At 56.7% G+C, this 19,179-nt stretch carries 16 protein-coding genes and 1 pseudogene; 13 read left to right on the forward strand and 4 right to left on the reverse strand.

Annotated elements, in window-relative coordinates:
• Window positions 1-42: 42 nt before the first annotated feature.
• Window positions 43-705 (forward strand): annotated as a pseudogene (locus LDN84_RS06625) (hydantoinase/carbamoylase family amidase); the annotation flags it as partial.
• 12 nt (window positions 706-717) lie between these two features.
• Window positions 718-1,299 (forward strand): LOG family protein, encoded by a 582-nt coding sequence (locus tag LDN84_RS06630; RefSeq protein WP_223910131.1) that lies wholly within the window; start codon window positions 718-720, stop codon window positions 1,297-1,299.
• Between the two features lie 68 nt (window positions 1,300-1,367).
• On the opposite strand, the gene modC is transcribed toward LDN84_RS06630, so the two are convergent.
• The 3 genes from modC to modA are packed head-to-tail and all read right to left on the reverse strand — an operon-like array spanning window position 1,368 to window position 3,905.
• A complete protein-coding gene (gene modC / locus LDN84_RS06635; protein ID WP_223910134.1) occupies window positions 1,368-2,450 on the reverse strand; it encodes a molybdenum ABC transporter ATP-binding protein in 1,083 nt (360 codons plus the stop codon).
• Entirely contained in the window at window positions 2,447-3,130 is a 684-nt protein-coding gene (gene modB / locus LDN84_RS06640) for a molybdate ABC transporter permease subunit (RefSeq protein WP_223910137.1), read from the reverse strand. The genes modC and modB overlap by 4 nt, the downstream gene beginning before the upstream one ends.
• 19 nt (window positions 3,131-3,149) lie before the next feature.
• Window positions 3,150-3,905: a molybdate ABC transporter substrate-binding protein gene (gene modA, locus LDN84_RS06645; protein WP_223910140.1), complete on the reverse strand. Its 756-nt coding sequence runs from the start codon at window positions 3,903-3,905 to the stop codon at window positions 3,150-3,152.
• 156 nt (window positions 3,906-4,061) lie between these two features.
• Here modA and modE point away from each other — a divergent pair, with 156 nt between their 5' ends.
• Window positions 4,062-4,856, forward strand: coding sequence for a molybdenum-dependent transcriptional regulator ModE (modE, locus tag LDN84_RS06650; RefSeq protein ID WP_223910143.1), 795 nt, complete (start codon window positions 4,062-4,064; stop codon window positions 4,854-4,856).
• A 42-nt stretch (window positions 4,857-4,898) separates the two neighbouring features.
• Here the strand turns inward: modE and LDN84_RS06655 are convergent, their stop codons facing one another.
• Window positions 4,899-6,035 (reverse strand): helix-turn-helix domain-containing protein, encoded by a 1,137-nt coding sequence (locus tag LDN84_RS06655; RefSeq protein WP_223910146.1) that lies wholly within the window; start codon window positions 6,033-6,035, stop codon window positions 4,899-4,901.
• 94 nt (window positions 6,036-6,129) lie between these two features.
• Between LDN84_RS06655 and LDN84_RS06660 the strand changes: the two genes are divergently transcribed.
• From LDN84_RS06660 to LDN84_RS06705, 10 genes are all read left to right on the forward strand, one after another.
• A complete protein-coding gene (locus LDN84_RS06660; protein WP_223910149.1) occupies window positions 6,130-7,914 on the forward strand; it encodes an ATP-binding protein in 1,785 nt (594 codons plus the stop codon).
• Between the two features lie 2 nt (window positions 7,915-7,916).
• Entirely contained in the window at window positions 7,917-9,290 is a 1,374-nt protein-coding gene (locus tag LDN84_RS06665) for a sigma-54-dependent transcriptional regulator (RefSeq protein WP_223910152.1), read from the forward strand.
• Between the two features lie 194 nt (window positions 9,291-9,484).
• On the forward strand, window positions 9,485-10,798 hold the full coding sequence (locus LDN84_RS06670; protein WP_223910155.1) for an ethylbenzene dehydrogenase-related protein: 1,314 nt from the start codon (window positions 9,485-9,487) through the stop codon (window positions 10,796-10,798).
• A gap of 162 nt (window positions 10,799-10,960) precedes the next feature.
• Window positions 10,961-11,875 (forward strand): phosphate/phosphite/phosphonate ABC transporter substrate-binding protein, encoded by a 915-nt coding sequence (locus tag LDN84_RS06675; RefSeq protein WP_223910159.1) that lies wholly within the window; start codon window positions 10,961-10,963, stop codon window positions 11,873-11,875.
• Window positions 11,872-14,466, forward strand: coding sequence for a diguanylate cyclase domain-containing protein (locus tag LDN84_RS06680; RefSeq protein WP_223910162.1), 2,595 nt, complete (start codon window positions 11,872-11,874; stop codon window positions 14,464-14,466). The genes LDN84_RS06675 and LDN84_RS06680 overlap by 4 nt, the downstream gene beginning before the upstream one ends.
• Before the next feature lie 319 nt (window positions 14,467-14,785).
• A complete protein-coding gene (locus LDN84_RS06685) occupies window positions 14,786-15,262 on the forward strand; it encodes a 4Fe-4S dicluster domain-containing protein (protein WP_223910165.1) in 477 nt (158 codons plus the stop codon).
• A gap of 12 nt (window positions 15,263-15,274) precedes the next feature.
• Entirely contained in the window at window positions 15,275-17,128 is a 1,854-nt protein-coding gene (locus LDN84_RS06690) for an aldehyde ferredoxin oxidoreductase family protein (RefSeq protein WP_223910168.1), read from the forward strand.
• 62 nt (window positions 17,129-17,190) lie between these two features.
• Window positions 17,191-18,486: an NAD(P)/FAD-dependent oxidoreductase gene (locus tag LDN84_RS06695; RefSeq protein WP_223910171.1), complete on the forward strand. Its 1,296-nt coding sequence runs from the start codon at window positions 17,191-17,193 to the stop codon at window positions 18,484-18,486.
• 11 nt (window positions 18,487-18,497) lie between these two features.
• The gene (locus LDN84_RS06700; RefSeq protein ID WP_223910175.1) at window positions 18,498-18,752 is read left to right on the forward strand and encodes a MoaD/ThiS family protein; all 255 of its coding nucleotides are present in this window, start codon (window positions 18,498-18,500) and stop codon (window positions 18,750-18,752) included.
• A gap of 59 nt (window positions 18,753-18,811) precedes the next feature.
• Window positions 18,812-19,111: a hypothetical protein gene (locus tag LDN84_RS06705; protein WP_223910177.1), complete on the forward strand. Its 300-nt coding sequence runs from the start codon at window positions 18,812-18,814 to the stop codon at window positions 19,109-19,111.
• The last annotated feature ends 68 nt before the right edge of the window (window positions 19,112-19,179 follow it).

Below are 19,179 nucleotides of genomic sequence, written 5' to 3' on the forward strand. Positions count from 1 at the left end.
CGACCGCGTTTGGGCCAGCCTCACCGACCTCGATAAACAAGCCCGGTGTTGGAAGACAACGACGTGACCATCGACGTGGTGCAAGGCGTGCTGAGCATCCGCTGGTTTGACTGCACCGTCACCGGCATGGAAGCGCACGCCGGCCCGACCCCGATGGCGCTGCGCAAGGATGCGATGCAAGTGGCCACCCACATCATGCAAGAGGTGGTGGCCAGCGCCATGCGGCACCAGCCCCATGGCCGTGGCACGGTCGGCATGGTGCAGGTGTTCCCCAACAGCCGCAACGTGATTCCGGGCCGGGTCAAATTCAGCATCGACCTGCGCAACAGCACCGATGCCCTGGTCGACCAGATGGCCGACGAGGTGAAAGCCTTTGCCGCCAGCCTGAGCGCCCAGACCGGACTCAATGTCCAGAATGACCTGGTCTCCAGCTACCCAGCCCAAGCCTTCCACGATGATTGCAAAAACGCCGTGGCCAGTGCCGCGGCCAAGCTGGGCTACTCCGACATGCCGGTGGTCAGCGGGGCCGGGCACGATGCCGTCTATATGGCCCAACTGGCCCCCACCGGCATGATCTTCATCCCTTGCTTGAACGGCATCAGCCACAATGAGCTTGAATCCGCCACGCCAGAGCACATTGCCGCCGGGTGTAATGTGCTGTTACATGCGATGTTGGCGCGGGCGGGGGTGGCTGCAACGTTGTAACAGGGTTGATTCATGAAAAACATTTGTGTGTATTGTGGTTCCAGTTCTGGCAGATTACCCGCCTATGCAGAGGGTGCGCGCGCCCTGGCGCGTGCCTTGGTGGCACGGGACTGGGGCCTGGTCTATGGTGGTGCCAGCATTGGTTTGATGGGCTTGGTGGCTGACACGGTGTTGCAACTTGGCGGCAGGGTGGTGGGGGTGATTCCTGAGGCTTTGGCTCGCAAGGAGGTTGCACACGCAGGTTTGACGCAACTTCACGTCACCCAGTCCATGCACGAGCGCAAAACCTTGATGGCGGAGCTGTCTGACGGTTTTATTGCCATGCCAGGTGGAATTGGTACGTTTGAGGAAATTTTTGAAATCTGGACCTGGGCGCAACTCGGTATTCATGCCAAACCTTGTGGTTTGTTGAATGTGGCAGGCTATTACGATGCGTTGACCACGTTTCTGGACCATGCTACCCATGAGCAGTTCATGAAACCCCCGCACCGTTCCCTGTTGATTGTGGAACCTGAGCCTGTGGCACTGCTGGACAGATTTGACCGTTTTGAACCGCTCCAGATTCAGAAATGGCTTGCAAAGAGCGAGTCTTGATTTTTTTAAGTAAATTTGGCCTCTAGTGCTCATCAATACTGCGTGGATGGCTATATATTAAATAGCAATTATTCCAGCACCGCGACCCCTTTGATTTGTGCAAACACCGCTTTGCCAGGTTCCAGCGCCAAGCTACGACTTGAGCGCGCGGTGATACGTGCCATCAGGGATGTGTCACCCGCATGCAGAACCACCATCACATGGCCGGGGCCATCGGGGGACATGGTGTGCACTGTGCAGGCGATGATGTTCAAAATACTGGTGTCGGTTTGGCGCTGCAAGGTCAGGCTGACATCCCGTGCCGCGACCCGCACCCGCAATGGCTGGCCGATACCTGTGTGTTGGCGTGGCACCGTCAGTTCACCTCCCGCAAAGTGGGTCTGGGTCAGGTGATCCTGATCGTCATGAAACACCACCTTGCAGCACAACACCGCGCCAGCCGTGTCACCATGTGCCAGGGGTAAATCCAGCCGGGTCAGAAGTTCTGCCGTTGGGCCAAAAGCGGTGACCCGGCCCCTATCCAGCAGTACCAGATGTTCAGCCAGGCGAGCGACTTCGTCTATGGCGTGGGTGACATAGATCACTGGCAACTGCAGCTCGGCTTGTAATCGTTCCAGATAAGGCAATATTTCAGCCTTGCGGGGGGCATCCAGCGCGGCCAAGGGTTCATCCAGCAGCAGCAGCCTGGGACTGGTGGCCAGAGCCCGGGCTATGGCCACGCGCTGGCGCTCACCGCCAGAGAGTTCGTGGGGCCAACGCTTGAGCAGATGGCTAATGCCGAGCAGCTCAAGCGTGTTGTCCCAACTTTGAGTGCGCTGCGCGGCCGGTGTGCGCTGAAAACCGTATCGCAGATTGGCTTGTACGTTCAGATGCTCGAACAGGCTGGCTTCCTGAAATACATAACCCAGCGCACGTTGGTGAACCGGTTTGTAGATGCCTTGGGTGCTGTCTTGCCATACCTCGCCTTGCAGACACACGCGGCCCATCGCACCAGGTTCGAGTCCAGCCAGGACACGCAAGGCGGTTGTTTTACCCGAGCCAGACGGACCAAACAGTGCCGTGACGCCGTGGCCGGGCAGGGCCAGATCAATGTCCAGTGTGAAGCTGTCACGCGTCAATCGCGCCTGAAGTTGCAAGGCATTGGTGTTCATGCACCCCCCGTTTTGCGGCGGGCACTGTTGACCATGTTCAGCACCAGCAGCACCATAAAGCTGAAACTCAGCATCACGGCAGCCAGCCGGTGGGCATCCGAATATTCCATGGCCTCGACATGGTCGTAAATTTGCACCGACACCACCCGTGTGGCACCGGGAATGTTGCCGCCGACCATTAGCACCACACCGAATTCACCCACGGTGTGGGCAAAACACATGATGGTTCCGGTCACAAAGCCAGGCTTGCACAGGGGTACCACAACGCTGAAGAACGCATCCATCGGGCTGGCCCGCAGGCTGGCGGCTACTTCCAGTGGGCGTGTGCCCATGGCTTCAAAAGCGTTCTGGATCGGTTGCACCATAAAAGGCATGGAGTAAAAGACGGAAGCCACCACCAGCCCTGTGAATGTGAAGGGCAGCAGGCCCAGACCCAGGGCCTGCATCCATTGGCCCAGTGTTCCCTGTGGCCCCATGAACACCAACAAGTAAAACCCCAGCACCGAAGGTGGCAGCACGATTGGCAGAGCCACCAGTGCAGACAATGGTTTTTTGACCCATGACCTGGTGTGTGCTAGCCACCAGGCGAGTGGTGTGCCTACCAACAGCAAAATCACGGTGGTGAGTGCTGCCACTTGCAGGGTCAGGCCAATGGCTTGCAGGTCGGTATCGGTCAGCATGGCTGGGTTTTCATGGTGTTCAGAGGTCGTAACCGTAAGAGCGAATCAGGTTCTTGATGTTGGGGCTTTGCAGCAGTTGCACCAGTGCCTGGGCGGCCGCATTGTTGGCACCATGCTGCAGCAACACGGCATTTTGCTGGATTGGCTGGTACAGGGCTTGGGGCACCACCCACATCGAGCCTCCTTTGAGTTTGCCACCTTCGAGCACCTGTGACATTGCCACAAAGCCAATCTCGGCGTTGCCTGTGTACACAAAGTGAAAGGCTTGCCCAATACTTTCACCTTGCACAAGTTTGGGGGTCAAGCTGCTGGTCAAGCCTAGTTTGTCCATCACCTGTACGGCGGCTTCACCATAAGGGGCGGTTTTGGGGTTGGCGTAGGCTAGTTTGTGAAAGCTGTTGCCTTGAAGAACCTCTCCCTTGGCATCCACCCTGGTAGTGTCTGCTGACCACAATACCAATTTGCCATTGGCGTAGGTGAAGCTGCTGCCTGTTTTGGCTAGGCCGTCTTTTTCAAGCGCTGCTGGGGTGGCGGTGTTGGCGGCCAGCAGTACATCAAATGGTGCGCCATTTTTGATCTGGGCATACAGTTTGCCGGTGGCACCTAGCGTGACTTTGAGCGTATGACCAGTGGTTTTCTCCAGCACGGCGGCAATCGCCTTGATGGGCTCCGCAAAGTTGGCGGCTACGGCAATTTGGGTCTGCTCGGCCAGACCTGGGGCGGAAAACGCCAGCGTTAGGGCACTGAGCAACAAGGGTTTCAAAGAAAATTTCATCAATAAACTCCAGATGGATGACGGGAAAGCTGGTTTCTCAGGCGCGCAGGAACAGGGTATGCATGAATACGCTATTCTTATAGTGAATAGCGAAAGTGTAACCTTGGCATTCACACGAGGTTTCAGGTTGCTGAAGTGGCGGGCACAATCCATGCCATGAGTAAAAACGCCATTTCTCCCAAAGCTTTAGGCCATGCCGCAGTTGATAAACGCATGGATATTCTTCGCCTGATTGGGCAAACCGGGTCCATATCGCAGGCAGCGCGCCAGGCAGGGGTGAGCTACAAGGCCGCTTGGCAGGCGATTCACACTTTGAGCAATTTGGCGGGTGTGCCGTTGGTGGATCGTGCGGTGGGAGGCGCTGGTGGCGGTGGTGCCAAGCTCACTGAAGCAGGGGTTCAGTTATTGGAGGCGGCCCGACAGATGGAGACTGCGCGCCGCGATGTCCTGATGCGTTTTACCGGTGCAGCGGCGCAGGCATTGCCAGGGGCGGGGTTGCGTACCAGCATGCGCAACAACTTGCCATGTCAGGTCACACAGTTGTTGGGTGCCACGTCCGGTGACCCTACCGTACGTGTCACATTGGCGTTGCCGTCAGCCGGCCACATGCATGCATCCATCACCCTTGAAAGTGCCGAACTGCTGGGTTTGACACCTGGACTAGCGGTGCTGGCCCTGTGTAAGGCGACAGCGGTGCATATCCGGGCGAGCACTGCAACCCCTGCTGTGCAGGCGGGTGTTCCTGCGGAGTTGGCCGGGGAGCAGTCCGTCAACTTGGTGGATGGCAAGGTAGCGCGTTTGTCACGCGGTGGCTTGCGTGATGAAGTGGTCATGAGCCTGCCAGGTGGCTTGCAGCTGGTGGGTTTTGCCGAGCAGCCCAATCGTTTGCGGGTGGGCAGTAAAGTGACCGCGTGTGTGGACGAAACTGCCTTGGTGCTGGCCCGGGTGTAGCGCCGTTGCGCAACTGTTGTTGGACCGCAAGCCCCTGAGCCCTTAGGTTGTTGTTTTATGCCCGAGTTTGCGGTACAGCGTTGCACGACTGATGCCCAAGGCTTTAGCCGCTTGGCCCACGTTGCCGCGGGCATCGTCCACTGCTTTTCGGATCATGGATGCTTCCACGTCACGCAGTGGCACGGTTGGCGCGTTGCCTTGAATGGTTTTGAATACACGGGCTTCATCTGTTCGCGCCAGTGCCTGGGCATGTAGCCGCAAACCGCTCCACAGTGGCAGCTCCAGGACACGGTTGGGTTGCTTGCTGGTATCAAACAGGTGTCCCATCGGCAGGCCAAACACATCGGTGACATGTACGGCTGCCAGGCCAGAGTCATTCAGGCCCGGCACCATCTGGCGTGCTACCCGGTTTGCACCACTGATCCAGCCATCCGTGTCCAGGCACAGGATGCCATCTGCGTCAGTGCCCAGAGTGTTGCCTGGCCAGTTCAGACGCAGCAACAAGCTGTGTGGCTGTGCCATGACCAGTGCGTTTTCGATTTTGCAGGCGGATTGTTTCACCAAATGTTTCAGTTCTGGTCGCTCCTGAACATCCACCCCGGTGACATCGAGCATGCCGACACAAGCTCCATTGGGCCCAAAAAGGGGAGCACCGGCGCAGCTGTAGCTTGAGGTGGCTTCAAAAAAATGCTCACCCCGGTGGAGCCATACCGGTTGCAACTCGGTCAGCGCGGTACCAATGGCCGTGGTGCCAATGCTGGGTTCGGACAAATCGGTGCCTATGCGGGTGATCAGGTGGGCGCGTGGGTCAGCGTGGTCAATGGCACCGCTGGCATCCACCACGATGCCTTGGGCATTGGTCAAAATGGCAAAGTAGCGGGTGTTGATGATCGCGCGGGCCAGACTCTCCAGTATGGGTTTGGCTGATCGTACAAGTTGGCGATTAACTTCCAGGGTGTGTTGGGTGAGCTGGCCCGATACCGCATTGAAGTTGACCGGGTCTTGCATTTGCAGTCCCAAGCTGACACAGCGCCGCCAGGATCGCTCAATCCACGGTGCCACCTCATGCACCGGGGCTTGTGAGTGTTCCAGCATCACCGCATGGCGGGCGCGATCAATGTTGGCCAGTCGCTGGCTGGTGGTGCTGGTCTGGTGAGTCAAGGGTGTGCTGTAGGGCATCATGGGGCTCGGTGGATGGAGCGAATTTATCGCATTTGGTCGCATTCGGATGACGGCCTTGTTAATCTAGCGGGGTGAGGCCCCATTTTTTATTTTGAACACCTTATCCATCACCCCGCAACCCCGACGCGTCAAGGCGGTCTTTATCTGGCCGTTTGCGCTGGTACTCACCTTCATTTTGTGTGCGTTTGTGGCCACCGCGTACTTTCTGGAGGTAAAGGTGCGTGACCGCGCCTTGGCTGACCGTGTGACCGCTGTGTCCAAACTGTTTGACCAAAAGCTTGGCAAGGATGCCAATTTGATGCAGGGGGTTTTGCGTACCTTGATGACCAATCCATCCATTGAGCTGGCGTTCAGCCACCTGGACAGGGAGGCATTGCGCCGTGAAGTAGGGCCGCTGTTTGAAGTCCTGCACAAAGATCACCGCATCACCCATCTGTATTTCAATAGCCCGGACTTGGTGAATGTGGTGCGTCTGCACAGTCCGGCACATTTTGGTGACTTGATTGCAAGGGGAACCTCAATCCGTGCCCGTGAACAAGGCAGGGCCGTGCATGGATTGGAACTCGGAACATTGGGAACACTCACCCTGCGTCTGGTGATGCCTTGGTTGGTGAACGGCAACACACTGGGCTATATGGAAATAGGTGAAGAAATCGAATACCTTGTGGACGAAATTCACGACAGTTTGTCGGTGGACGTGTTGGTGATGATAGACAAGCGCATGTTGTCACCGCAGCAATGGCAGGAAGGCTTGAAGCTGCTTAAACGTGAAGGCAGCTGGGCTCGGTTTGATTCGCAGGTGCTGGTTGCACAAACGACCAGTCAAGTACCTGAGGCATTACGCGACAGTGTGCTGGTGAAGCTGCGACGAGGTGACACTGAGGTGTTTACAGAAGGAGAAAGGGTGCTGCATCTGGCCATGCTTCCCTTGCGGGATGCCAGTGGCCAGCGTATTGGTGACATGGTGGTCATGCGTGATATCACACAGTTGCAACAGACCTTTTTGAACTCAATCCTGGCTGTCACCCTGTCAAGCTTGTTGGTGGGGGCAGGGGTTTTGGGGCTTTTTTATGTGGCCTTGGGTCGGGTGGAGCGTGATTACCAGCGTAAGCATGACCTGGAGCACCAGTTGTTGCGGCTGAGCACGGAGCATCAGCGCATCTTGCAAATTGAAAAACTTTCCGCACTGGGCACGATGGTGGGGGAGATCGCCCACCAATTGAACAACCCCCTGGTCGGGGTGGTCAATTTGGCGCAACTGGCCAAGCGGGAGGCGGATGACCCGGTCAGAACCCGTGAGTTGCTCAAGGAAATTCATCGTGCCGGGGCGGACTGCCACGCCTTTATTCAGTCCATGCTGAGGTTTTCCAAAGTGTCGAGCTTCGAGAGTCGGCCGACAGCCATGGCTCAGGTGATTGATGAAACGGTCTTGTTGTTTCGCCAGACCGAAGGCAGACGATTGCCGGTGGAGGTTCAGGTGCCGGATCAGCCCGTTGTGCTCACGGTGGATCCGATTCTGATCCGACATGCCTTGTTCAACCTGCTGCTCAATGCGGCACAGGCGACCGAGAGTGATGGTGGCATCGTGATCAGACTGGCATCTGTCGTTAACCTGGAATCTCATGCGTCAGGCTGGGAGCTTTCGGTGACTGACCACGGTAAAGGTATTGCTGCGGACATACTGGACAAGGTTTTTCTGCCCTTTTTTACCACCCGCAACGAAGGCACTGGCCTGGGCCTGCCGGTGGTGCTGCATGTGGCCTTGTTGCATGGGGGTTATGTGCGGATGGAGAACCAGACGGGTGGTGGCACGCAATTTGCGGTCTGGTTGCCTGACGCACATCAGTTGCCAGAGTCCAAATCATCGGAGTCATAGCCATGTTGCCCAAAATTCTGGTCGTTGATGATGACCGCTATACCCGCACGCTGATTCAGCAATTGATGCGAAAAACCGCAGAGGTTCATCTGGCCGAAGATGGTGCGGCGGCCCGGCGGCTGTTTGCCGACATGGATTTCAATCTGGTGCTGATGGATCAGCGATTGCCGCATGACAAGGGGCTGGACTTGTTGCGGGAGTTCCGTTCACGCAAACCAAGACTGGTGGCGATTTTGATCACCGGTTATGCCGATGTGCATGAGGCCGTGGCAGCGGTACGCGAGGGTTTGTTTGATTACCTGTCCAAGCCATTTGAAGACCTGGAGGCGCTGGAGGCGGCTGTGGGCAAGGCACTGGAGCTGGATCGTGCCTACCGGGAAATCGACAGTTTGCGCAGTCGGTTGGCGCAGGAGTCGGGTGCGCCCCATGTGGTGGGGCAGTCGCCTGCCATGGAGCGGCTGCAGGGCCAGATCCGGGAGGTGGCCGGGCTCGACACCACGGTGCTGCTGGAGGGCGAAAGCGGTACTGGCAAAGACGTCATTGCCAAGCTGACCCACGCGCTGAGCCAGCGCTCACACAAACCTTACCTGGAGGTCAATTGCGGCGGTTTGCCGGAGTCTTTGCTGGAAAGTCTGTTGTTTGGTTACGAGAAAGGGGCTTTTACCGGGGCCAGCCAGACCACACCTGGCTATTTTGAGAAAGTGAATGGCGGCAATTTGTTTCTGGATGAAATTGCCGACATGAGCCCCAAGCTGCAAAGCAGCTTGCTGCGTGTGCTGCAAGACCACAGCTTTTGCCGTATTGGCAGCACTCAGGCGCGCACGACCGACTTCAGGCTGATTTGTGCCACCAATCGAGCGCTGGCCGGTGAGGTCAAGGCTGGGCGCTTTCGCGAGGACTTGTATTACCGCATCAACGTGGTGGCGGTGCGCCTGCCACCGCTGCGCGAGCGCAGCGGTGATGTTCTTCGGCTGGCGGTGCATTTTCTGGAGCACTACAACGCCAGGTTTGCCAAGCAATGTGGCCCCTTCACCGCCGATGCGGTGCGTGCTCTGGAGGCCTGTTCATGGCCGGGTAATGTGCGCGAATTGCAGCATTGCATTGAGCGGGTGGTGGCGCTGCACAGAGGTGGTGTGATTGATAGGGTTCATCTGAACCCAGGCGGCGACCCGCAGCCCGCCGTGCCGGTGGATGCGCCGCCAGAACCGGACACGCCACTGGCTTACCAGCAGGCGCGGGCTGAATTCGAGCGCGATTACCTGCACCGTTTGCTGCAAACCGCCCATGGCAATATGTCGGAAGTGGCACGCCTGAGCGGCATTCCACGCCAGAATTTATACGTGCGGATGAAACGCTGGGGCATTGTCACTGAATAGCGACGGATGTCATTTTTCAGTGACATGGAGTGGCAGCGTTGTCGCCTGTCTGTGATGTCCGGAATTTTCTTTGGGGCAAGTGTCACACCCAGTGATTCAAGCTTGATTCTGAGAGTCAGGCCAATCCCTGTCAGCCGGATCACTGGGCATTGGCACAAGCTATGCATCGTCATGATTTTTACGAGAGGAAAATCATGTTAAAAAGAAATGCAATTGTTCTGGCCGTCATGGCTTTGGGCTTGGGCAGCGCAAGCGCAGCTGATCCTGCAAGCATCAATTGGAGCAAGATCAAGCCAGTCTCCATCGGGCTTTTTTATCCGGGTCAATCTTCCTATGAATGGCTGCGCAGCCCCGAACACAAGGGGGCCGATGTGGAGGTGAATCGTGGGGATTCCTGCGTGTCATGCCACGACGAACCAAGCGCTGAGCAGGATCTGGGCAACAAGATTGTGAAAGGCGGCCGCCTGGAACCCGTGCCCGTCAAAGGAAAGAGTGGCTACAAAGAACTGAGTGTTCAAGCCGCCTATGACAGCAAGAACATGTATTTGCGCTACGAGTGGAAAACCGATAACCCTTACCCCGGCACCGAGCACCAGTACCTGCGTTATGACGGTCATGGCTGGAACGTCTGGGGCTTTCCAAAGCTGGACAAGGTCGTGCAAGAGGGCAAGCAACCCGGCATTTACGAAGACCGCATGTCGATCATCATCGACGACGGCAAGGTTCCTGGCTTTGCCAAACAGGGGTGCTGGCTGACCTGCCACGATGGTCAACGTGACATGCCCAAGCAGTTCACCAAAGAAGAAGTCGCCGCGAACGCCTTGCTCACTGCCATCAAGAAGAGTGACGTGCGCAAGTTTTTGCCTGACACACGCTCCAATCCGTCGGACTGGAAAACCGGCAAGAGTGTTGATGAAATCAGCCAACTCAAGGCTGATGGCAAGTTTGTCGACCTGATTCAATGGCGTGCCCACCGCAGCAATGCGGTCGGCATGGCAGACGATGGTTATGTGCTGGAATGGCGTCTCAGTGACGCAGGCAAGGACATGTTTGGTGGCAATGCAGATGGCAAAACGCACCAGCCCTTGTTCATGTTTGACGAGAAGAAGATGGGCTTCAGGTCCATCACGGCGGACAGCCAGGCCCGCAAGGGCAATCTGTTCCTGGTGAAAGAAGAGAATGCCGTGCCATTTGACCCCAATGCAGGCTGGAAGGAGGGCGACCTGATTCCTGACTACATCATCAGTCGCACCGATGCCAAAGGGTCAGCCGCTGACAACAATGCCATGGCAGCATGGAAAGACGGCAAGTGGACGGTGGTGTTGACACGTCCCCTGGGGCTGACCAACACGGATGACAAGACTTTGAGAGCCGGTGGCGTGTACAACGTGGGTTTTGCCATCCATGACGACAATATCACCACCCGTGGCCACCAGGTCTCTTTTGTGAAAACACTGGGTCTGGGTGCCAAACAAAAGGTAGACATTCAAGCGGTCAAGCTGCCATAGTCCAATTTGACGGTTATTCCCAAAGCCACCCTAAGGAGAAATTCCTGGGGTGGCTTTTTTGATGGGGCCTGTTTGACGTGCTTGGCGCTTGAATAGCCAAGTGTTACATTTGGCGGCACATACCAGAAAGAAGCTGGCAAACCTGCTTGAAGTTGTGGGATCGTGAAAAGCTTGAAATATTTTGTCAAACTGATTCCTTGGCTGTTTGCCGGATTGGTGCTTGGTTGTAAACCATCGCCACATGAAGACCCCTTGCAGTACAGCAGCACCAAACCAGGTTCAGTGGTTGTTTACAGTTTTGCTGTGCATCCTTTGCACAATCCACAAAAGCTGAGTGCTGTCTATCAGCCGCTGATTGATCATCTTAATAGCCAATTGACCAATGCCCGTCTGGAGCTTGAAGCTTCACGGGATTACCAAGTTTTTGAGCAAAAGTATGCGGCGCGTGAACCAGCGTTTTTGCTGCCTAATCCGTGGCAAACCTTGCAGGCGATGAAGGTGGGCTACCACGTGATGGCCATGGCCGGAGATGCGCAAGATTTCAAGGGCATTTTTATCGTTCGCAAAGACAGCGGCATCCAAACTCCGGCGGATCTCAAAGGCAAGGTGGTGAGTTATCCGTCCCACACGGCCCTGGCCGCAGCGATCATGCCGCAGTATTTTTTGTATACCCATGGTCTTGATGTGGCGCATGACATTCGGAATGTATATGTGGGTTCGCAGGAATCATCCATCCTGAACGTCTATCTGGGGCAGGCGGCGGCGGGAGCAACCTGGCCACCACCGTGGCGACTTTTCCAGCATGATCACCCTGCGGAGGCTGCGGCTCTGCGAGTGATCTGGGAAACCGGGTCGTTGATCAACAATTCGGTCATGGTACGTAACGATGTGCCTGTCACCGTGCGCGACCAAGTCAAACGGTCATTGCTCAACTTGGCTTCTACACCCGCAGGTTTGAGCATACTGGAAGGTATGGAAACAGCGCGTTTTCACGAGTCCGATGATGCCAGCTACGAGGTGGTGGCTCAGTATGTCAGACAGTTTGAGAAAACTGTGCGGCCTGTGGAGCGCCCATGACGCTGACGCGACTCAAAAAATTGCTGTTTGGCAACCTGCGCCGGCAGCTGATGGTGGGTATGGCACTGACCATGGTTCTCATGATGTCTTTTTTTGTTTGGGATGTCATCCGGTACCAAAAGGCCATGGCCCTGGAACAGCATACCTTGCAGGCACGTGCTTTGGCGGGCAGCATTGCCGCGTCAAGTGCGGTGTGGGTGGTATCCAGAGACTTCAGTGGGTTGGAGGAAATTATTCGAGGTTTGTCCGAGTATCCGAATTTGCGTTATGTCATGGTTCTGGATACCTCAGGCCAGGTGCTGGCTCACAGTCAGACCACACGACGAGGGCAATATGTGAGTGATTTCCCGGAGGTGGCTGATATCAGGGTGCAGCAAAAGGAAAATTACCTGGTCGATGTGTCAAGTCCGGTCATGATGAATGATCGTTTGATCGGTTGGGTACGCCTTGGCTTGGCTGGCAACCAATTGGAAATTTGGCTCGCTCGAATGACTTTCAGTGGTTTTGTCTCCACCCTGGTGGCACTGGTTTTGAGCCTTGTTTTTGCAATGGTCGCCAGTCGTTCCCTGACGCGCAGGCTTTATGTTATTGGCAAGGTGGCGCATGACATCCAGGCAGGTCGTGCAGGATTGCGTGCGGAAATCAGTGGTAGTGACGAAACAGCCCAACTCGCCCAGCAGTTCAACAACATGCTCGATACCCTGGCGCAACGTGACCAGGCCCTGAAAGACAGTGAGGCTTTCAAAAAGTCCATTCTCGATTCAGTGGCGGCAGAAGTGGCCGTGCTGGACAACAAGGGCATGATCGTGGCAGTGAATGCACACTGGCAGCACTTTGCACTGGAAAATGGAGATGAGCCAGGTCAACCGGCACACTTGACGGGCCTGGGAAGCAACTACTTGCAGGTATGCGCGGATTCGATGGGCACTGGCAGCGAGGGTGCCAGTGAAGCCCATGAAGGTATTGCGGCGGTGATGGAGGGGCGCTTGGAGCGCTTTAGCCTTGAATACCCGTGCCACTCACCACAACAGCAGCGTTGGTTCACGATGGTGGCGGTGCCGCTGGGCAATGCTGCGCAGAATGGTGTTGCCATCACACACACCGACATTACTTTGGTGAAACGGGTGCAACTGGAAGAAGAATTTCGCAGCCAGATTCTGGAGATGATGACCGGCACCGTTGTATTGCTTGATGTGCTGGAGTCTATTGTGTGTGGGGTTGAGCAGTTCAATCCGTCCATGCGGTGCAGTATCTTGTTGCTGACGGACGATGGTCAGCACCTCGGTAAGGGTGTGGCACCCAGTCTGCCCGATTTTTACAACGCGGCGATCATGGATGCGGGGATTCAGATCGGCATGGGCGTGGGTTCGTGCGGCACAGCGGCATTCACGGGTGAGCGTGTCATTGTGGAAGATATTGCCACCCACCCGTACTGGTCTGACTACAAAACATTGGCCGCACAGGCTGGCTTGGTGGCTTGCTGGTCGCAACCCATCATGTCGTCGGCAGGGCAGGTGTCGGGCACTTTTGCCATTTATTACCGCGAATCTACCGCACCTACGCCGCAACACATTGTCACCATTGAGAAATTTGCCATTTTGGCGGGTATTGTCATTGATCACAAACAAACCCAGGCCGCACTCAAAGCCAGCGAAGACAAGTTTCGGACTCTCTTTGAAACGGTTCCGCACGGCGTGGTGTTTCAGAGCGTGGATGGGCATATCACGTCGGCCAATCCGGCTGCACAGCGTATTTTGGGTTTGACGATGGATCAGTTGCAGGATCAACCACCGACCAATTCAGACTGGAAAATCATTCGTGAAGATGGCAGTCTGATCCCGGGAGAGCAACATCCGATCAAGTTGGCTCTTAAGACCGGCCAGCCGGTGAAAGATGTGATGATGGGGGTGCAGGTGCCTGGGCGTGACCTGGTGTGGCTGATGGTCAGTGCGACACCTTTGTTCAGGGACGGCCTGCTTACGCAGGCCTACGCCATTTTCGAAGATGTGACCGAGCGACACCAAATGCAGCTGCAGGTGCAGCAACTGGCGTTTAACGATGCGTTGACCCAGCTGCCCAATCGGCGTTTGCTGACCGACCGGCTCCATCATGCATTAACTGCCAGCAAGCGCAGCTTGTGTTACGGTGCTTTGATGTTTCTGGATTTGGATAATTTCAAGCCGCTTAATGACAAATGTGGTCATGATGCCGGTGACCTGCTGCTGGTGGAAGTGGCCAGGCGGTTGAAAAATTGTGTTCGTGAAGTGGATACGGTGGCACGTTTTGGTGGGGATGAGTTTGTGGTGATGTTGGTCAATCTGGATACCGACAAGACCACATCGCAGCTGCAGGCCACCGGCGTGGCGGAAAAAATCCGCATCGCCTTGGCTGAGCCTTATGAGGTACAAACAAAAACCGGTGGGGGCGGCACCCGTCCGGTCATTCACCATTGCACCGCCAGCATTGGTGTGACATTGTTTATTCACAGTGAAGACACGCAAGATGCCATATTGCACCGCGCTGACGCAGCCATGTACATGGCCAAGGATGCGGGGCGTAATACCGTCTGGTTTGATCACAAAGAGACATAACCCCCCCGCAGCAAGCTGCCGGGTACCGCCCCCAGGCGCAGGGAATTTGCCCCGGTTGATTCGACGTGATCAGTGGCGGGCGCCTTCAGTCAGGCCCCTTCTCAATCTATCCAAATAGCGAAAACACCGGCTCATCTGGAGTATCTGGTTCTGGGTCTGTTTTCGTCTCATTTTGAGAATTTCGCGTGAATACACCGTGAAATTAGGGTTAATACTAGGACAAAGAGTGCGTCAAACTCCAACAATCGCTATGCATAAGATTTCATAGGAAAAGCATTGCATAAGTGATGTTTGGATTTAACCTTTAGGAGAGACACAAATGCAAAAGGTGTTGCACATCAACGCAGACAAGTGCACCGGCTGTCTGCAGTGCGAAATGGCCTGTTCTTTTGAGAACTACGGCACTTTCGCTACCGCCAAATCGCGCATCAAGGTATTCAACTTTCACCATACCGGCAAGAAGGTACCCTATACCTGTACCCAATGTGATGAAGCCTGGTGCTTGCACGCATGCCCGGTCGAAGCCATTACGGTGGACAAGCTTACCGGGGCGAAAGTGGTGAATGAGTCCACTTGCGTGGGGTGCAAAGTCTGCACCATTGCCTGCCCGTTTGGCACGATCAACTACGTACAAGAGACTGGCAAGGTACAAAAATGCGACTTGTGCGGCGGTGAACCGGCTTGTGCCGATGCCTGCCCCACCAGCGCTATTACCTTCATTGATGCCAATTGGACGGGACTGTCCAAGATGGAACAGTGGGCCAACAAGCTTGGCAACCAAGCAACCGCCGCTTAAGGAGCACACATCATGTCATGGGCTGGAAAAATCCTCCGCGTTAACTTGACCGCGGGTACCGTCAAGTCTGAACCCCTCAACATGGAATGGGCGCAAAGCTACATCGGCTCGCGCGGCCTGGGTACCAAGTACCTGGTCGAAGAAGTTGATGCGGCCGTTGACCCCCTGTCTGCCGACAACAAGATCATCTGGGCCACTGGCCCGTTGACCGGCACCATGGCCTCCACCGGAGGCCGCTACACCGTCATCACCAAAGGCCCGCTGACAGGTGCCATTGCCTGCTCCAATTCGGGTGGCTATTGGGGCGCCGAATTCAAGATGGCTGGCTGGGACATGGTCATCTTTGAAGGTAAGAGCGCCACGCCCGTTTTTCTGTACGTCAACGACGACCTGGCCGAGCTGCGTGATGCCAGCCATCTGTGGGGCAAGAGCGTCTGGGAAACCGAAGAAATCATCAAAAAAGGCCTGCAAGACCCGCTGACCCGCGTCTCCAGCATTGGCAAGGCCGGTGAAAACGGCGTGTTGTTTGCCGCCGTGGTGAATGACCTGCACCGTGCCGCCGGCCGCTCCGGCGTGGGCGCGGTCATGGGTAGCAAAAACCTCAAGGCCATTGCCGTGCGTGGTACCAAGGGTGTGGGCAACCTCCATGACCCCAAAGCTTTCATGGCCGCCACCAAAGCCGCCAAAAAAGTGCTGGCCGACAACGGTGTCACCGGCACCGGTCTGCCTGCGATGGGCACCCAGGTGCTGATGAGTGTGATCAACGAAGTGGGCGGCCTGCCCACCCGCAACCACCAAGACAACCAGTTTGAAGGGGCCAAGGACATTGGTGCCGAAGCCATGGCCACGCCACGCAAGACCGACGGCAAGAAGCAACTGGTCACCAACCAGGCCTGCTTTGGCTGCACCATTGCCTGTGGGCGCATCAGCAAGATGGACGAAGGCCACTTCACCATCGAAAACAAGCCGCAGTACCGCGGTGCCAACGGTGGTCTGGAATACGAAGCCGCTTGGGCGCTGGGTGCGGCCAATGGCGTGAACGATCTGGAAGCCTTGCAATACGTCAACATGCTGTGCAACGAAGAAGGCATTGACCCCATCACCTTTGGTGCAACCATTGGTGCCGTGATGGAACTCTATGGCATGGGTATCTTGACCAAAGAGCAGCTTGGTATCGAAGCCCCCTTTGGCTCGGCCCGTGCGGTGGCTTTCTTGGCGGAAGAAACCGTCAACGGTCGTGGCTTTGGTAAGGAAATTGGCCTGGGCTCCAAACGCCTGACCGCCAAATATGGCCACCCGGAACTCAGCATGTCCTCCAAAGGCCAGGAATTTCCGGCCTACGACGCACGCGCCATCCAGGGTATTGGCTTGGCGTATGCCACCAGTAACCGCGGCGGTTGCCACCTGCGTGGCTACACCATTGCGTCTGAAATCCTGGGTATCCCGGTCAAGACCGACCCACTGGAGAGTCAAGGCAAGCCTGAGCTGGTCAAGGCCTTCCAGGATGCCACCGCCGCGTTTGACTCGTCAGGTGTGTGTATCTTCACTACCTTTGCCTGGGGTCTGCAAGACTTGGCACCACAAATGCAGGGCGCCTGTGGTGAACAGTACACCATTGAAGAGCTGGCCAAAATTGGCGAACGCATCTGGAACATGGAGCGCGAGTTCAACAACCGTGCAGGTTTCACCAAGGCCGATGACAGCCTGCCAGCCCGCTTGACGGGTGAAGACGGTGCGTGCAAAACCGGCCCGGCCAAAGGCAAGTACAACGAGCTGGCCACCATGCTGCCGCTGTACTACGAAGCACGCGGTTGGGACACTGAGGGCCGCCCCACTGCAGCCACCCGTGAGCGCCTGAGCCTGTAAACGCCACCCCTACCCCCACACAACGGCTCTGCAAGGAGCCGTTTTTTTTCTGGAGAACCCCCATGACCCACCACGTCATCCTCGGTGCCGGCCCCGCTGGTGTGATTGCCGCCGAGACCATCCGCAAGTTGGCACCACGGGACACCATCACCCTGATCGGCGACGAGCCCGAGCCGTCTTACTCGCGCATGGCCATCCCCTACCTGTTGATGGGCAACATCGACGAACACGGCACCTACCTGCGCAAAAGCCCGACACATTTTGAAGATTTAAAGATCAATGTGCTTCAAGCCAAGGTGCAATCTGCACAAGCAGCTACAAAAACAATCGTATTTGCAAACGGTGAAGCGCTGGCCTACGACACCTTGCTGATCGCCACCGGCTCCCACCCGGTCAGCCCACCGATCCCCGGCATCCAATCCGAGGGCGTACATACCTGCTGGACCCTGGCCGACGCACGTGCCATTGCCGAGCGTGCCAAACCTGGGGCGCGGGTGCTGCAACTCGGCGCGGGCTTCATCGGCTGCATCATCATGGAAGCCTTAACCGCACGTGGTGTGCACTTGAGCGTGGTGGAAATGGGTGACCGCATGGTGCCACGCATGATGGGCCCCACCGCTGGCGGCATGATCCGTGACTGGTGTGAGGCCAAAGGTGTGGAAGTCTTCACCGGCACCCGGGTGGAGTCGATTGAGCCCGGCACCCCCTTGACTGTGAAGTTGTCCAATGACACCACCGTACAGGCCGATCTGGTGATCAGCGCTGCCGGTGTGCGCCCGGCGATTGGTTTTCTGGAGAACTCCGGCATCACCTGCCTGCTGGGTGTGTTGACCGACGAACACCTGCAAACCAACGTGCCCGGCGTGTTTGCCGCCGGGGATTGCGCCGAGGCTTTTGACAAAGTGTCCGGCAAAACCATGGTCAGTGCCATTCAGCCCAACGCTGCCGAGCAGGCGCGTATTGCCGCCGCCAACATGGTGGCCTTTGCACAGGGAAAACCCCCGCAGGCTGACCTCAATGGGGTGACCCAAATCAACGTGCTCGACACCCTGGGCCTGATCTCAGCCAGCTTTGGTGACTGGCAGGGCACCCCCGGCGGCGACCATGTGGAGCTGACCGACAAAGCCTCAGGCCGCCACCTGAGCCTGCGCTTCCAAGACGACGTGATGGTTGGCTGCAACGCGGTCGGCTGGACCGAACACATTGGCGTGATGCGTGGCCTGGTCGAAGGCCAGATCAAGCTGGGGCCGTGGAAAGACAAGCTGATGCAGGACCCCACCCGCCTGGTGGAAGCCTACCAGGCCTCGGCGCTGGGGCAGGACGACTGGTCTGGCAGCAAAACCGGGCGCAAACGCTAGGATAGGTGGGCATGAATATCACCCTGAAACTCTTTGCCTCACTCACCGACTACCTGCCGCCAGAGTCCCAATACACCAACATCGTGGCGCTGGACATTGCGCCTGAGACCACCATTGGCCAACTGGTCGAGCAGTACCGCCTGCCGCCCAAGCAGGTGCATCTGGTGCTGGTGAACGGCAGCTACATTGCGCCCGAGCAACGCACCATCAAAACGCTGGCCGAGGGCGACGTGCTGGCCATCTGGCCACCCATTGCTGGTGGCTGATGATTTATACAATAAATTGGCCTCTAGCGCTTGTTATATAAGCGTAAGCAGCTATCAAAATGCAAGCATTTTACCCCGAGCGCTTTGAGCGCGAAATGGGTTGCACAGAGGCCGAGTGGCTGATGTGGCTGCCGCAAGCGATTGGTGAACATCATTGGAAATTACACACCGGTGCCGCTGGCGTGCGCATCGGTGACGGTGCACTCGGCCTGAAATGGCAGGTGGTCGCTCCGCGTGTGATCGGGCTGATCCGCATCCCGGTGCTGCGGGTGAGTTTTCGGTTTGCCGGACTGGATGACGCGCAGCGCTACACCTTCATGAAGCGTTTTGATTTGTACATGCAGCGTGGGGGAGGGTGAGCGGTTTGCATTTGAAAGCCACCGGCTTTGACTCAAGCATGACCGGCCATCCATCTGGCTGCATCGCC

Source organism: Rhodoferax lithotrophicus, assembly GCF_019973615.1.
Lineage (GTDB): Bacteria > Pseudomonadota > Gammaproteobacteria > Burkholderiales > Burkholderiaceae_C > Rhodoferax > Rhodoferax lithotrophicus.